At 62.5% G+C, this 13933-nt stretch carries 17 protein-coding genes and 1 tRNA gene; 10 read left to right on the forward strand and 8 right to left on the reverse strand.

Going from position 1 to position 13933, the window contains the following annotated elements; genetic code table 11:
- Window positions 1-104 precede the first annotated feature (104 nt).
- From CD04_RS0107075 to CD04_RS0107090, 4 genes are all read right to left on the reverse strand, one after another.
- Window positions 105-362: a hypothetical protein gene (locus tag CD04_RS0107075; protein ID WP_031405387.1), complete on the reverse strand. Its 258-nt coding sequence runs from the start codon at window positions 360-362 to the stop codon at window positions 105-107.
- A gap of 1 nt (window position 363) precedes the next feature.
- Entirely contained in the window at window positions 364-603 is a 240-nt protein-coding gene (locus CD04_RS0107080) for a hypothetical protein (RefSeq protein WP_051849238.1), read from the reverse strand.
- Window positions 604-1137: 534 nt separating this feature from the next.
- Window positions 1138-2190: a site-specific integrase gene (locus CD04_RS0107085; RefSeq protein WP_031405392.1), complete on the reverse strand. Its 1053-nt coding sequence runs from the start codon at window positions 2188-2190 to the stop codon at window positions 1138-1140.
- 322 nt (window positions 2191-2512) lie between these two features.
- Window positions 2513-2588 (reverse strand) — tRNA-Asn (locus CD04_RS0107090).
- A 244-nt stretch (window positions 2589-2832) separates the two neighbouring features.
- Here CD04_RS0107090 and CD04_RS23660 point away from each other — a divergent pair.
- From CD04_RS23660 to CD04_RS0107135, 9 genes are all read left to right on the forward strand, one after another.
- Window positions 2833-2985, forward strand: a complete 153-nt coding sequence (locus tag CD04_RS23660; protein ID WP_156030158.1) for a hypothetical protein — start codon at window positions 2833-2835, stop codon at window positions 2983-2985.
- Between the two features lie 371 nt (window positions 2986-3356).
- Entirely contained in the window at window positions 3357-3932 is a 576-nt protein-coding gene (locus tag CD04_RS0107100) for an RNA polymerase sigma factor (protein ID WP_031405393.1), read from the forward strand.
- A complete protein-coding gene (locus tag CD04_RS0107105; RefSeq protein ID WP_038167569.1) occupies window positions 3919-4350 on the forward strand; it encodes a DUF3619 family protein in 432 nt (143 codons plus the stop codon). The genes CD04_RS0107100 and CD04_RS0107105 overlap by 14 nt, the downstream gene beginning before the upstream one ends.
- On the forward strand, window positions 4350-5036 hold the full coding sequence (locus CD04_RS0107110; protein ID WP_051849003.1) for a DUF3106 domain-containing protein: 687 nt from the start codon (window positions 4350-4352) through the stop codon (window positions 5034-5036). Before CD04_RS0107105 ends, CD04_RS0107110 begins: the two co-directional genes overlap by 1 nt.
- Before the next feature lie 52 nt (window positions 5037-5088).
- Window positions 5089-5571, forward strand: a complete 483-nt coding sequence (locus CD04_RS0107115; RefSeq protein WP_031405399.1) for an RDD family protein — start codon at window positions 5089-5091, stop codon at window positions 5569-5571.
- A 72-nt stretch (window positions 5572-5643) separates the two neighbouring features.
- Window positions 5644-6576 (forward strand): UDP-2,3-diacylglucosamine diphosphatase, encoded by a 933-nt coding sequence (locus CD04_RS0107120; protein WP_081857843.1) that lies wholly within the window; start codon window positions 5644-5646, stop codon window positions 6574-6576.
- Window positions 6564-7586: a glycosyltransferase family 1 protein gene (locus CD04_RS0107125; protein WP_031405403.1), complete on the forward strand. Its 1023-nt coding sequence runs from the start codon at window positions 6564-6566 to the stop codon at window positions 7584-7586. The genes CD04_RS0107120 and CD04_RS0107125 overlap by 13 nt, the downstream gene beginning before the upstream one ends.
- On the forward strand, window positions 7583-7963 hold the full coding sequence (locus CD04_RS0107130; protein ID WP_031405405.1) for a diacylglycerol kinase: 381 nt from the start codon (window positions 7583-7585) through the stop codon (window positions 7961-7963). Before CD04_RS0107125 ends, CD04_RS0107130 begins: the two co-directional genes overlap by 4 nt.
- 13 nt (window positions 7964-7976) lie before the next feature.
- Complete coding sequence (locus tag CD04_RS0107135; RefSeq protein WP_038167570.1) at window positions 7977-8561, forward strand: TIGR00730 family Rossman fold protein; 585 nt, start codon at window positions 7977-7979, stop codon at window positions 8559-8561.
- 21 nt (window positions 8562-8582) lie between these two features.
- Here the strand turns inward: CD04_RS0107135 and CD04_RS0107140 are convergent, their stop codons facing one another.
- Both CD04_RS0107140 and CD04_RS0107145 read right to left on the reverse strand, forming a co-directional pair.
- Window positions 8583-8921 carry a P-II family nitrogen regulator gene (locus CD04_RS0107140; protein ID WP_031405408.1) on the reverse strand — a complete coding sequence of 113 codons (339 nt, stop codon included), beginning with the start codon at window positions 8919-8921 and terminating at the stop codon, window positions 8583-8585.
- Window positions 8922-8974: 53 nt separating this feature from the next.
- Window positions 8975-10696 (reverse strand): NAD+ synthase, encoded by a 1722-nt coding sequence (locus CD04_RS0107145; RefSeq protein ID WP_051849004.1) that lies wholly within the window; start codon window positions 10694-10696, stop codon window positions 8975-8977.
- On the opposite strand from CD04_RS0107145, the gene CD04_RS0107150 reads away from it, so the two are divergent.
- Window positions 10695-11876 carry a GNAT family N-acetyltransferase gene (locus CD04_RS0107150; RefSeq protein WP_031405413.1) on the forward strand — a complete coding sequence of 394 codons (1182 nt, stop codon included), beginning with the start codon at window positions 10695-10697 and terminating at the stop codon, window positions 11874-11876. The genes CD04_RS0107145 and CD04_RS0107150 overlap by 2 nt on opposite strands.
- 31 nt (window positions 11877-11907) lie before the next feature.
- Here the strand turns inward: CD04_RS0107150 and CD04_RS0107155 are convergent, their stop codons facing one another.
- Window positions 11908-12414 (reverse strand): low molecular weight protein-tyrosine-phosphatase, encoded by a 507-nt coding sequence (locus CD04_RS0107155; RefSeq protein WP_031405415.1) that lies wholly within the window; start codon window positions 12412-12414, stop codon window positions 11908-11910.
- Window positions 12415-12692: 278 nt separating this feature from the next.
- Window positions 12693-13925 (reverse strand): PQQ-dependent sugar dehydrogenase, encoded by a 1233-nt coding sequence (locus CD04_RS0107160; protein WP_038167573.1) that lies wholly within the window; start codon window positions 13923-13925, stop codon window positions 12693-12695.
- Window positions 13926-13933: the final 8 nt, after the last annotated feature.

The raw sequence follows: 13933 nt of genomic DNA on the forward strand, positions 1-13933 counted from the left end.
GACCCCGAGCAACAGCGCCACGTCTGCGGCAAGCAAGCCGATGCAAAGCCCGATGTACACGGGCAGCGCCAGCCGGTTGATGACGGCATACAGGCGGGCGCGCATTACTTGCTCCCGGCGATGTTGCGTGCCCCACCCTGCGAAACCCACTCGCGGAATTTTGGCAGGTCGATCAGGATCTTTCGACCGAAGCGACAGAGAATCCCGGTCCTTTCAAGCTCCTCGCCACGGTGAAAAATGAGGTGCCGCAGACCGCCTTGTGTGAGTGCTGGTTCATGCTTAGGCATATCGCCCACTGTGACAAAACGCGCAGACAGGTGCGAGCCGTCCTCGCCAACCGGCGATGCGATGGGGTGGCTCATGTCAGACCTCCCCGTTCAGCAGTTTTTGAAGATCAGCAACGGCCCAATGCAGGCGGCCATTAATTCGGATCGGCGTGATGGGGCCTGAGCCTTCGCAAGCCCAGCGTCGAAGGGTTTGCGGCTGTCGCCCTAGAGCCTGCGCAGCTTCAGGCGTCGGCAGAATTTTCGCCAAGGTGTCGCGCAGTTGGGAGACGTGGTGTGGTGTGATGCGCGTGGGGCGCTGATGCGGCTTGTCGTTCATGGTGGCATTTCCAATCAAAAAGATCGTCAATGCCGAAGCCTGTGTGCGGCGAAAATCTCGCTTATTGCGTAGGGGCGTCTAAATTTTCTTGACGCTTTGTTCGCAAGTCGCATACGCTACACACTGCATTAGGTTTTCCTAATGCGTTCCCAGGCACTCAAATCTGGAAACAGGGGCTCCGGCTCCGGCATCGCCTCCACAGTTGACGCTGCGGGGGCGATGTTTTTTGTGCTGCTCAAAAGCACAGCACAACACACTGTATCTAGCGTTGAGGTGCAAAGCAAGACCCCATAGCTAGTTCACATCTTGTGCGCAGTGCATCCATCTAAAACAACAGACAGGCGAAGAATACAGCGCCAATGCGGAACAACTTTGCACGCGCGGCAAGAAAAGCAAACTATGCCCGAGAGGTGCGCGTTTGCGGCCTGTTTAATGTCGCCATGCAACTCGTCAAACGCCATCCTGAACCGGCGAACGGGTCAGCGATTCGCCACTGCGGAGCTGGCAATAAGTGCAGGCAATTTATGCCACGCCTCACCCCTGAAAGTATTTGGCGGCCATGCGTTCCGCGACTGATGCCACATGGTCATGCGACAAATGGCTGTATCGCTTGACCATCGCAAGCGTCTTGTGTCCGAGAATCTCCGCGATTTCGGCCAGACTCGCGCCACTCATTGCGAGATAGGACGCGGCGGTATGTCTGAGGTCGTGCCAGTGAAAATCTGTGATGCCTGCACGCTGCAATGCGGTCTCCCACGGCGTGCGCAGGTCGATGGGATTCTTCGGATTCTTGGCGGGGAAAATCAGATCGGTGTCGATCCTGCGCACGCGCGCTTGCAGCACGGCGATTGCTGGCGCTGCTAAGGGCAGTGCGCGCCGTTCGCCGTTTTTGGTTTTTTGAAGGATCAGCACGCGCCGCTGTAGATCAACCTGCGCCCACGTCGCGCTCATGATTTCGGCCTGACGTGCGCCGGTGGTCAGGGCCAGGATCACGGCAGGGTAGAGGTCTGCGCTGTTCGATTCCTTGCAGGCGGCCAGCAGCGCCTCGCGTTCGGTGTCGCTGAGATAGCGCACGCGCCCGCCGGGTAACTTCGGCTTGCTCACGCGCTTCATGGGGGAGACCTCGATCAGCTCCCACTCACGCTCACACAGCGCCAGCACGCGGGACAGGGCCTGCCTGTATTGGCCAAGCGTTGCCGCGCTGCGCGGCTTGTGGGTGCGCTCGCTGGGCGTCGATGCCAAGGTGTGCATGGCCTCGTTGATGCGCGCCGGGGTCACATCTGCGAGCGTGTATGCACCCAGCGACTGAGACCAAAAATCGAGATAGCGCAGGCGGTCAGCTTTCCCGTTCATGCTGGGCAGCTTCTCGCGCTTGAAGCGGTCGATCACATCGGCCAAGGTGGTGCGCCGGGCTTCGGTGCCTGCGAAGTGACGGCCCTCACGGATTGCGGCCTCAGTTTGCTGCGCCCAGCGTCTTGCATCGGTCAACCGCTCGAATGTTGCCGTCTGCGCAGGCTTGCCCTTCAAGCGAACCTTCACCCGGTAAGTGGTGCCTTGTTCGTTTTCGCGCTTCTCGATGCTCGCCATGATTACCGCCTTGTGTTGCTGTGGTTCACAGCGTACAAAAGGACGCGATAAAAGGCAACATCTAATAGTCTATCCGTTGCTCTGCACGATAAATCACAATAAAAACAACGTCTTGCTGTCCGCTACTTTTGATGCGGGACACTACGGGGGCAGTTGCTCGGAAAAATGGGGCAGTGGCAGGCGGAAAAAAGCCGGGATCAGGTCTTCACCCTCCCGGCTCTTGTGCTGCGCTTTGTTGCGTGCTTTTGTCTCTGAGTGCCCCGCCAGTGTCCCAGAAAGCACAAAGCCCACCGGTAAAAGTGGGCTAAGTGGTTGAATCTATTGGCTCCCCGACCTGGGCTCGAACCAGGGACCTGCGGATTAACAGTCCGTCGCTCTACCGACTGAGCTATCGGGGAATAGCCTGTCAGTATATCCTTGTTTTTTCATCTCGCGCAAGCACTCCGAGGCGATTCGCGTCTTAAGGAGGCGTTAGGCGCCGACTCTGAAAGCTGCTGCCAATTCATAAAGTGTGGCACGACCTCGAAAACGGCGGAGCAACACCAACGTCTCACCCAGCGCGCACCGCAGTGCACAAAAAGCCTTCCCAAAGTAGAATTAGGGTATTCCCTAATTCCGAAGGGACAAACTTAGCGCTCCATCATGAACATCCTAAAAGTCCTTCTGAACTACATTTTCGGCAGCCGTAATGACGATTCGGAGGAAGTCAAACGCCTCGCGGTGCGCGCAACGAGCCTCTCCGAATTGGAGCGCATGCTCCAAGACTGGGAGCGGCGCGCCGTGCGGCCTCTCTGAAACCAGGGGGTTTCTCCCCCTATCAAACGGCTGGTTCGCTTCGCCGCAGCCGCAACGAGGCTCCATGCCCAAAGCGTGGGGCCGTTTTTTTGCCCTATACACGGGTGAGCATTGCGCATTCACACGCCCTGACTGTGAGTGCGACCTCGACCCTCAAGGGCATTGCGCTTGTTGCGCAGTTTGGAATGGGCGCGGCGTCGTCCGACGCACTGCCCCGAAATGGCACACACCCTCCTTCCAGCCCAGCTGCGAGGCCAGCCCGAATCAAGCTAAGCTTGACCTACGCCTGCTCAGCTGGACTGGGTGTGCAAGCGACGCCTCGGCATAATTAGGGGCTTGCTCCACTTTGCTCTACCGGCAATCCATCGGCTGTGGCCACAGAAAAAGAACTTTCGGATTTTTTGCGCAGCGTCGAAAAGCGTGCATTCAAGCGCGCGCAATTCGCAACCCAAAGCACAGATGCGGCTCTGGACGTGGTGCAGGACTCCATGATCCGTCTTGCCGAGAAGTATGCGGACCATGACCCCGCCGAGTGGCCCATGCTGTTCCAGCGTATCCTGACCAACGCCCTCCTCGATTGGCACCGCAGACACAAGGTGCGCTCGACGTGGATGAGCAATCTTTCGGACTTCCAGAGCAGCGCAGAAGGCGACGACTTTGATCTGCTGGAAACGCTGGCACTTGAGGCGGGCTCGGAGCATCTCGAAGGCCCTGATCAGCAGATGGAGCGGTCCCAGACCTTGGCCATTCTCGATGTCGAAATCCAGAAACTTCCTGATCGTCAACGCGAAGCTTTCCTCATGCGTTATTGGGAAGGGCTGGACGTTGCTGAGACAGCGGCGGCGATGGAGTGTTCAGAAGGTAGTGTAAAAACGCATTGTTCCCGCGCTACGCACGCTCTAGCCAAGGCGCTTAAGGCACAGGGTTTTGATCATGAACACAGATAACAACAAACTGAGATTAAGGGCGGCGGAGGCGCGTTTCGGCTATCAAGTCGCAGCGCGCTTGACTGAAGACACCGAGCATTTGCCCGACGAGGTGGTACAGCGGCTCAAAGGCATTCGGCATATGGTGGTGGACCGCCAGCGCGCGCGGCGCCAAGCCTTGGCGCGTTCGCCGGTGCTGATCCATGGGCATACCGCCACCCTTGGAGGGCCCGGGGAGTCTTCGTCCTGGCGGCTGCGTCTGGGACTGCTGCTTGCCATTCCGACGTTACTGTTTGGCTTGTATGCGCTGCAGCATTACCAGCAAGAACGCTTCGTGCGGAAGATCGCCGACATCGACACCGCACTGCTTCTCGACAATCTGCCCCCGCAGGCCTACGTCGACCCGGGGTTTACCAACTACCTGCAGCAGGGCGGCTGATGACGACGCTACGCGGTCGCCGCTCAAGTTCGGTCTCGTTCATCCTGCGCTTGCTGTTCGCCACAATCTTGCTCGCCATGGCATCCACGCGCGTGGATGCCACCGAGCCCACGCATTCGCTGCCTTCCTGGGAGCAACTCAGTCCCATGCAGAAGGAGGCATTGGGTCCGCTACAGGCTGAGTGGCCGCATTTCGATGCGGACAGGAAACGCAAATGGCTCAACATCGCCTCACGCTATCCAGCCATGAGCGTGCCGCAACGCGCGACCTTGCATCACCGCATGGCCGAATGGGTACAGATGACTCCGCAGCAGCGCCGCCTCGCCCGGGAGAATTTTCTGGCAACCGGCAAGGCCCCGCTCGACACGCGAAAAAAAGCCTGGGAGCGCTACCAAAAGCTCCCAGAAGCTCGCAAGCACGAACTGGCACGCGAGGCCAAGAGTCCGCCCCACGCGCCAGGCCATGTCGGACGCTACGAATCCGAGCAGCGCCTGAAGCGGCCTGCTGCGCCGCTTCACTCTGCGCCTGCGGGCTCGCCCCAAGCCGGCAAAGCCTTGCCCAACGTGACCGTGCCAGCTCCTTTGACCGCGAAACCTGCTGTGGCGCCTCGCCTGGCATCGGCGGCCTCTCGCCAGGGCGTTGCCCCTGCGCCAGCCGCCGCTGCGTCGGCCAGCGTCCATCCCTGAGCCGTTGCCTTGGCGCCAGACTTTCGATGAGGCGCCGCGCGCTGCACCGGCCATGACGATACAGGCACCCACCTTGTTTCGCAGACTGGCGGCGCTGCTCTATGAGTCCGTCGTGCTGTTCGGTGTGCTGTGGGTGGCGGCCCTGATCTATGGGCTGCTCGTTGACCAGCGCAGTGGCATCATGGACCGGCATGGTCTGCAAGCGTCTGCCTTCCTCGCCTTGGCCGCGTATTTCATCGGCTTCTGGACAATCGGGGGGCAAACCGTCGCGATGCGCGCGTGGCGCCTGCGCGTTGTCGACGCAAACGGCTTGCCCCTTTCGCTGTGGCGCGCCGTGTTGCGCTTCGCGCTCGGGTGGCTTTGGGTGCTGCCCCCTCTTGCCGTCGCGTGGGCGCTGGGGTTGGAGCACGCGGCGGCGCTCCTGATGCTTGTCGCATGGATCGCGCTGTGGGCGACAGCCTCGCAGCTGCGCGCTGATCGGCAGTTCTGGCATGACGTGTGGGCAGGCACGCGGTTGATTGACACGCTAGCCTGATCTTCCCCCGCGCGACCGATGACGCCTCCGCAGCGTCATCCTCCTGTCACAAGCTGGCGCTGCAATGACACTATGCAGACCAGCGGACTCACCAGCTCAGCCCCTCACGCCGCCCTCCTCGCTCAGGCGCTGGCGCCACCAAGCGAGCATGACGCGGTCGATGATGTCCACGCGCCACACCAGTTCCGGACCTTGTGGCTCTCGGATATCCACCTCGGCACGCGGGACTGCAAAGCGAAAGCTCTGCTGGAGCTCTTGCGTCATTGCCACGCGGGAACCATCTATCTGGTGGGGGACATCATTGACGGCTGGCAGTTGCGAAAGGGCTGGTATTGGCCACAGGCGCACAACGACGTGGTGCAAAAGCTCTTGCGCAAGACACGCAAAGGTTGCCGGGTCGTGTTCATCCCTGGCAATCACGACGAATTTGCCCGCCACTACTCGGGGCTGCACTTCGGTGGTGTGGAGGTGCAATCCGACGCTGTGCACGTCACCGCGGACGGGACCCGGCTTTGGATCGTGCATGGCGATTGGTTCGACGGCGTGGTGATGCACGCAAAGTGGCTGGCCCACCTGGGCGACGCCCTGTACGTGTTCACCCTCAAGCTCAACCGCTGGCTCAACCATGTGCGCCATCGCATGGGGTTTTCCTATTGGTCACTGTCGCAGTACCTCAAAGGCAAGGTGAAAAACGCCGTGCGCTTCATCTCCAGCTTCGAGCAACTGCTGGCTGAGGAAGCGGCCCGGCGCGGATGCGAGGGCGTGGTGTGCGGGCATATCCACCGCGCCGAGCTGCGCCGCATCGGTCGCACCATCTATGCCAATTGCGGAGATTGGGTCGAAAGCCTCACGGCCGTGGCCGAGCAAGACGATGGAAACCTGCAGTTGCTGATGTGGAAATCGGCGACGGCCAGCCCACAGGTGCTGGCCGAACTGCGTCCAGCCAGCACGGTGGCCGCCACTCAAAGCGCAGCCATGGAGGGCACTGTGTCATGCGCATCCTGATCGTGACAGACGCGTGGAGCCCACAGGTCAATGGTGTGGTGCGCACGCTCAAAACCACCATTGAGCAGCTTCGCGCGCAAGGCGAAGAGGTCGCGGTCATTGAACCCAGTCTGTTTCGCACGGTGTCGTGTCCGACCTACCCGGAAATCCGCTTGAGCTGGCGTCCCTACCGCAGTTTGATCCAGCGCCTTACCGCGTTCAGCCCGGACGTTGTGCATATTGCCACTGAAGGCCCGTTGGGCTTGGCCGCGCGGCGCGCTGCGCTGAGGCTCGACATTCCCCTGACGACGGCCTATCACACCCGGTTTCCGGAATACGTCAAGGCACGCTTCGCCATTCCTCTCGCCTGGACCTATGCCTACTTGCGCTGGTTTCACAACGCCGCGAGCGTCACGCTTGTGCCAACGCTCGTCGTTCGCAGTGACCTGACCGCGCGCGGATTGTCACGCCTGGCGATCTGGTCGCGAGGCGTGGACGCGCACGTGTTCTACCCACGCGCTGGCCAGCGCCTGGAAGGCGACCCGCCCGTTTTCCTATACGTGGGCCGCGTGGCTGTCGAGAAGAACATCGATGCCTTTCTCGAGCTCGATCTGCCTGGCACCAAATGGGTCGTCGGTGAAGGCCCGGAGCTCCCGCGCATTCAGCGCCAGTATCCGGACGTGCGCTTTCTTGGCGTGCTCACGCAGGACAAGCTTGCCGAGGTGTATTCGGGGGCCGACGTCTTCGTCTTCCCCAGCCGCACGGATACGTTCGGTCTGGTGCTGATTGAGGCACTGGCGTGCGGCTGTCCGGTCGCTGCGTATCCGGTCACCGGCCCCGTGGACGTGATCGGCGATGCCCCGGCCGGGGTCCTCGATGAAGACCTGCGCGCCGCCTGCCTGCGCGCGCTGCGCATCCCTCGCCAGAACGCCGTGGCCCATGCCCGACAGTTCACGTGGCAGCGCGCCACCAGCCAGTTCATCCAACATCTGCGACGTGCCGCGGATCGCCCCAACCCGCAACCCGATTGACCCCCCACCCCTACAAGAACAAGACCGGGCTGGCGCGCCTGGTCCAGGCCCTGCGCAACTCAACCAGTGGCATGCGCGCTGCATGGCGCACCGAGTCAGCCTTCCGGCAGGAGGGGACCTTGATCCTGGCACTTGTCCCTTTGGCCTTCTGGCTGGGGCACGATGGCATGCAGCGCGCAGCGCTGGCTGGGTCGGCGCTGCTCGTGCCGGTGGTGGAGTTGCTCAATACCGCAATCGAATACACGGTGGACCGCGTATCGCTGGAGCCCCATGAACTGAGCAAAACCGCGAAAGACATGGGTAGTGCCGCAGTCTTGCTAACCTTGGTGCTTTGCGCCGTCGTGTGGTTGGCTATCCTGCTGCCACGCCTTGCCTGAAAGTCCAGTCAACATGCATGCTGTTTGCGTCTATTGCGGCTCCAGCGCCGGAACCGATCCCCTCTATGCCCAGGCCGCCGTGGCCACGGGTCACGCCATCGCCTCACGCGCCATGACGCTGATCTATGGTGGCGGTAGCGTCGGGTTGATGAATGTCACAGCGGATGCCGCGCTGGCGTCTGGCGGGCGCGTGGTGGGGGTGATCACCGAACTCCTGATGGAGCGCGAGGTCGGCCACATGGGCCTCAGCGAGTTGCATATCGTGGAGAACATGCACCAGCGCAAGAAGATGATGGCCGACTATGCCGATGCCTTCATCGCCCTGCCGGGCGGGCTGGGCACCCTGGAGGAATTGTTCGAGGTCTGGACTTGGCGCCAACTCGGCTATCACAACAAGCCGATCGGGCTGCTCAACGTGCAGGGGTATTACGACCCGTTGCTGGACTTTCTCGCCCAAAGCCACGAGCAGGGTTTCGTACGAACGGAGGTCCTTGCCCCGCTTGTTGTCGACACCGACCCCGCCCGGCTTCTGGAACGCATGGCGGGCAGCCAAGTCATGCAGGATGACCCGTGGTGGCGCATGCGAGAAGCAATCTGATGGTGTTGCCGCAGGTGCCGCTCAGACGGCCGCCTCACCCGTTTCGCTGGTGCGGATGCGGATGACCTGTTCAATGCTGGTGACAAAAATCTTGCCGTCGCCGATCTTTCCGGTGCGCGCCGCTTTGACAATGGCATCGATCGCGGGTTCGACTTCGCCTTCCTTGACGACGACCTCGATTTTCACTTTCGGCAGGAAGTCCACCACGTACTCCGCCCCCCGGTACAGCTCGGTGTGACCCTTTTGCCGGCCGAAACCCTTGACCTCAGTCACGGTCAGGCCCGTCACGCCCACCTCGGCAAGTGCCTCACGCACTTCGTCGAGTTTAAACGGCTTGATAATGGCGGTGATCTGTTTCATGGATGTCCTCGTCGCAGTCGTTGATGGATTTCGTTTCGGTCTTCGCTCCGAGCTTAACCGATCCGGCCTGCATCCTGCTGACCCTGCGGCGCCACCGCCGACACGCTTTCGAGCCAGTGTGACGTGATGGGGTAGCGCCAGTCGCGCCCAAACGCCCGGTGTGTGATGCGCACCCCGGGCGGGGCCTGCCGGCGCTTGTATTCATTCATCTTGATCAGACGCAGAACTTGCGCCACGGCATCAGCGGGAAGCCCCGCGGCGAGCATCTCCTGCGGGCTTTGATCGTTCTCCATATAGCGCTCCAGAATCGCGTCGAGCAGCGCATACGGCGGAAGACTGTCCTGGTCGGTCTGGTCCGGGCGCAGTTCGGCCGAGGGTGGCCGGGTGATGATGCGCTCGGGAATCACAGGCGCCAGCCCTTGTTGCGCGGCCACCGCGTTACGCCAGCTCGCCAGTTCCCAGACCAGCGTCTTACGCACGTCCTTGATCACGGCGAAGCCTCCGGCCATGTCGCCATACAGCGTGGCGTAACCGGTCGCCATCTCGCTTTTGTTACCCGTCGTCAGCACCATCCAGCCGGTGTTGTTCGAAAGCGCCATCATCAGCGTGCCCCGGATGCGCGCCTGCAGGTTCTCCTCCGTTGTATCGTCCTTGCGCACAGTCAGCAGCGGATGCAGCGTCGTGCGGAAGGCGTCGAACATCGGCGTGATCGGCATCTCGTCGTATCGCACACCCAGGCCTTGCGCCATTTCCCGGGCATCAATCCAGGAAATGTCTGCGGTATATGGCGAGGGCATCATGACTGTGCGCACGCGTTGTGGCCCCAGGGCGTCCACGGCGATGGCCAACACCAGGGCCGAGTCCACCCCGCCGGACAAACCGATCAGCACGCCAGGAAATCCGTTCTTCTGCACGTAATCGCGCGTGCCGGTCACGAGCGCGCCCCAGGCCTGAGCGTGCAGGCACTGCACGGTCGCCAAGCTCCCCGGCTGGGGCAAGCCGGCGTCGTCGAGGGTAACGCTCAACAGCGCCTCATCGAACTGCGGTGCACGCGCCTGGACGCGACCGTCTGCGTCCATCACGAAGGATCCGCCGTCAAACACCAGCTCGTCCTGCCCACCAACACCATGGGCGAATGCCAAGGCCATGCCGGTTTCTTGACAACGTGTGCGCATGATGGCCTCGCGCTCGCCGCTTTTGCCCAAATGGAACGGCGATGCGTTCAGTACAAGCAGGACCTGCGCACCGGCCTCGCGTGCCCGACGCGGGGCTTCCGCAAACCAGGCGTCCTCGCAAATGTTCACGCCGAAGCGCACGCCGCCGGCCTCAAACACCACCGGCTCGCCAGCACGCGCGAAATAGCGCCTCTCGTCGAACACCTGGTAGTTGGGCAGCTCGAGCTTGCCGTAGGTGGCCTCGACATGCCCGCGGCGCAGCACGGAAGCGGCATTCCAGCGCAGCGGTTGCTGCGTGGATGGCGTGCGGACATCGGCCTGATGACCGGGCACGTGAGGGTGCCCCACGACGACGGTCAAATCCGGATACTGCGCCAGGCTATGCGCCAGCTGGTGCAATGCAGCATTGCAAGCCTGTAAAAAGGCGGGGCGCAAGAGCAAATCCTCGGGCGGATAGCCGGTCAGCGCAAGCTCCGGGGTGAGCAACACGGTTGCACCCTGGGCATGCGCACGATCTGCCATGGCCACGATGGCCTTGCAGTTGCCGGCCAAGTCGCCCACGGTACCGTTGAACTGAGCAATAGCGATGGATAGGGACATGGAAGAGGATTTTCGCATTGAGATGGTCCAAGGCATCGCCAAGGTCGTTGGCGCCGAGTGGGACGCACTGGTTGCGGCCACGCCCGACAGTACGGTTTTTCAGCGTCATGCGTGGCTGGCAGCCCTCGAGACGCACGGCTGCGCGACCGCGCAGACGGGGTGGCAGCCGCTGGTCCTGCAGCTGCGTGACCCCCAGGGCCGGCTCGCCGCTGCGTGCATGCTGTATGCCAAAAGCCATTCGATGGGCGAGTATGTTTTTGACTGGGCCTGGGCCGACGCCTACGCGCGCCACGGCCTGCACTACTACCCCAAATTGCTGTCGGCCACGCCTTTTACGCCCGTCACGGGCGCACGGCTGCTGGGACGTGACACGCCCGCGCGAAGGGCCCTCTTGCAAGCGATGCTTGATCTGGCCCGCCACGGTGGTCTGTCCTCGCTTCATCTGCTGTTCCTGACGGATGCCGAGCGTGAGCTGTGCGCCGAGGCCGGATTGCTGCTGCGGCACGCCGTGCAATTCCACTGGCATGAGGCCGCCCCACCCTGGCCGGATTTCGGCGCCTTTCTCGGTTCGATGAGCCACGACAAGCGCAAGAAGGTGCGGCAGGAACGACGCAAGGTGGTTGAAGCCGGGGTGCGCTTTCGGCGCCTGACCGGTTACGACGCCACACCCGAAGACTGGGCGCACTTCGCGCGCTGTTACGACGCGACCTATGCTGCGCATGGCTCGCCACCATATTTGAACCTGAGCTTTTTCCGCGCCATCGGCGAGCAGCTGCCCGATCACGTGCTGCTTTTGATTGCCGAGCAGGCCGGGCAAGACATCGCCGCCTCGCTCATCCTTCTCGATCCTGAACAGCGCCGTGCGTATGGGCGCTACTGGGGCGCGCTGCGCCACGTTCCCAATCTGCACTTTGAGGCGTGCTACTACCAGCCAATCGAGTTTTGCATCGAGCGCGGATATACAGTCTTCGAAGGTGGCGCCCAAGGCGCGCACAAGATGGCCCGCGGCCTGCTGCCGGTAACCTGCACCTCGGCGCACTGGCTTGCGGATGCACGCTTTCACACGGCCATCGACGAGTACCTGCAGAGGGAAAATCTGGCAATCGATTCGCAACTGGACGAACTGCGCGAGCATGCCCCGTTCCGGGGTCAGACCGCTTTGAAGGCGACAGCCACTTGATGCCTGGCGCCGAGCCGTCACCGCTGCAGCCTCAGGTGGGCTCGCTTTGCGCGTCACGTTCGCGCAAGCGTTGCTGCACGTGAGCCAGCAGACCCTGGCTGGCCCTTTCCACCAAGTCCAGCACGCGCTCAAACCCGTCCGCACCGCTGTAGTACGGGTCGGGCACCACCGCGCTCCCGGCATCAGGCGCGAAGCTCATGAACAGGCGCAGCTTGTGGAGGTGTTCATTCGGGCAGAGCTGCTCAAGCAGCGCAAGGTTGTCCCAGTCCATCGCCAAGACCAAGTCGAACGTTTCAAAATCCGCATCGCAAACCTGGCGCGCGCGCTGGCGACTCAGGTCGTAGCCACGCGTGCGAGCATGGCGTTGGCTGCGCGCATCCGGCTGCTCGCCGACATGGTATGCGTGGGTCCCGGCCGAGTCGACCCGCACCTCCGAGCCTAGCCCGGCCTGTGCAACCAACGCCTCGAAGACGCCTTCGGCCGTGGGTGAACGGCAGATATTGCCCATGCAGCAGAACAACACGCAAAATTGGCTCATGCAAAGTCGAATGGTTAATTTTGACATCCTCCCCGGCTTAAAGGACGGGGATTCCTACGGCGCTCATCCCGGATTTGAGACGGAATGAGTCGCTTCGGCGGGTTCCTGCTGCTGTCGGCATTGCTGCACCACTCACTTCACAGGCGATTCGGGCGTGTCTCGCCCTTGATTGCAGGATAAATATACAGCATCCAGAGAACCAATCACAAGCCCCACAAGAATGCCCGTGGCATCCGCACTATCCTTCCCCGCCCTGAACGGCGCTTGTCGCGCGCCGGTCAGGTGTGGATGCGCACGATTCGCCCGACTTCATCGTCGGTCAGCAGGTAAAGCGCACCATCGGGGCCCTGCCGCACATCGCGGATGCGTTCACCGAGTTCCGCGAATAGGGCTTCGCGTGCGACGAGGCCATCGCCGTCCAGGCTCAAGCGCCACAGCGCGCGTCCGGCAAGCGCACCGATAAACAGGTTACCCCTCCACTGGGGGAACAGCGCTCCAGTGTAAAACGCCATGCCGCTGGGGGCGATGGGCGCGGGCGCCCAGTACGTGAGGGGCTGCTCCAGCCCGGGCGCCGCCGTCTGCCCGCCCACCGGAATGCACGCTCCCACGGGCGCGCGCTCCTCGCACCCGTAGGAGACGCGCGGCCAGCCGAAGTTGCGCCCGGCGCGCGTGATGTTCACCTCGTCCCCTCCTTGCGGGCCATGTTCGCTCGTCCAGAGCTCGCCACTTGCCGGGTGCACGGCCGCACCCTGCACATTGCAATGGCCCAAGCTCCAGATTTCGGCTGCGGCGCCCGCCTGCCCGACGAAGGGGTTATCCGGGGGCACGCTGCCGTCACTGCGGATGCGGACCACCTTCCCCAGGTGATTGGCCAGGTTCTGTGCATCCTCGCGCCTGCTCAGGCGCTCGCCGAGCGTGACAAACAGCGTGCCGTCAGGAGCAAAGGTCAGGCGCGAACCGAAATGCGCAGTGCTGTCGACCTTGGGAACTTGCCGAAACAGCACCTGCACCTCGCTTAGCGCCGAGCCGTCCGGACTCAACACTCCGCGCGCCACCGCCGTGCCGTTGCGCCCGACATCCACACCCGTGCCTGCTTCCGCATAGCTCCAATACACCAGCCGGTTGAGGGAAAAATTGGGGTCAAGCGCCACATCGAGCAGCCCCCCTTCCCCGCGCGCATCCACAGCTGGCAGACCCGAGACCGGCGCGGACAACTGACCATCCATGCCCACCAGGCGCATTCGCCCGGGCCGCTCGGTGACCAACGCCGTGCCGTCGGGGAGAAAAGCCAGGCTCCAGGGATGGACCAGGTCGCGCGCGTAGGTGGTGGCAAGGGGACGAGGCGCAGGCTGCGCTGGCGAGGGCTGCGAGGCCGAAACAACGGGCACGTTGCCCCACACGACCACGACGTAGCCGCCACCGCACGAGCACAGCACGCCACACCCAGCGGCTGCACTCAGCGCGGCCAGGACACGCCTGCGTGATGGGGGCAAATCTGCATGGGTGGCCATGGCGCGCC

The sequence above is a fragment of the Thiomonas sp. FB-Cd genome (assembly GCF_000733775.1).
GTDB lineage: Bacteria > Pseudomonadota > Gammaproteobacteria > Burkholderiales > Burkholderiaceae_C > Thiomonas_A.

Bases quoted from the DNA above. Each gene is read 5' to 3' on its own strand.
- CD04_RS0107075 (WP_031405387.1), bottom strand. From the start codon at position 362: ATGAGCCACCCCATCGCATCGCCGGTTGGCGAGGACGGCTCGCACCTG.
- CD04_RS0107080 (WP_051849238.1), bottom strand. From the start codon at position 603: ATGAACGACAAGCCGCATCAGCGCCCCACGCGCATCACACCACACCAC.
- CD04_RS0107085 (WP_031405392.1), bottom strand. From the start codon at position 2,190: ATGGCGAGCATCGAGAAGCGCGAAAACGAACAAGGCACCACTTACCGG.
- CD04_RS23660 (WP_156030158.1), top strand. From the start codon at position 2,833: ATGAACATCCTAAAAGTCCTTCTGAACTACATTTTCGGCAGCCGTAAT.
- CD04_RS0107105 (WP_038167569.1), top strand. From the start codon at position 3,919: ATGAACACAGATAACAACAAACTGAGATTAAGGGCGGCGGAGGCGCGT.
- CD04_RS0107110 (WP_051849003.1), top strand. From the start codon at position 4,350: ATGACGACGCTACGCGGTCGCCGCTCAAGTTCGGTCTCGTTCATCCTG.
- CD04_RS0107115 (WP_031405399.1), top strand. From the start codon at position 5,089: ATGACGATACAGGCACCCACCTTGTTTCGCAGACTGGCGGCGCTGCTC.
- CD04_RS0107120 (WP_081857843.1), top strand. From the start codon at position 5,644: ATGCAGACCAGCGGACTCACCAGCTCAGCCCCTCACGCCGCCCTCCTC.
- CD04_RS0107125 (WP_031405403.1), top strand. From the start codon at position 6,564: ATGCGCATCCTGATCGTGACAGACGCGTGGAGCCCACAGGTCAATGGT.
- CD04_RS0107135 (WP_038167570.1), top strand. From the start codon at position 7,977: ATGCATGCTGTTTGCGTCTATTGCGGCTCCAGCGCCGGAACCGATCCC.
- CD04_RS0107140 (WP_031405408.1), bottom strand. From the start codon at position 8,921: ATGAAACAGATCACCGCCATTATCAAGCCGTTTAAACTCGACGAAGTG.
- CD04_RS0107150 (WP_031405413.1), top strand. From the start codon at position 10,695: ATGGAAGAGGATTTTCGCATTGAGATGGTCCAAGGCATCGCCAAGGTC.
- CD04_RS0107145 (WP_051849004.1), bottom strand. From the start codon at position 10,696: ATGTCCCTATCCATCGCTATTGCTCAGTTCAACGGTACCGTGGGCGAC.
- CD04_RS0107155 (WP_031405415.1), bottom strand. From the start codon at position 12,414: ATGAGCCAATTTTGCGTGTTGTTCTGCTGCATGGGCAATATCTGCCGT.
- CD04_RS0107160 (WP_038167573.1), bottom strand. From the start codon at position 13,925: ATGGCCACCCATGCAGATTTGCCCCCATCACGCAGGCGTGTCCTGGCC.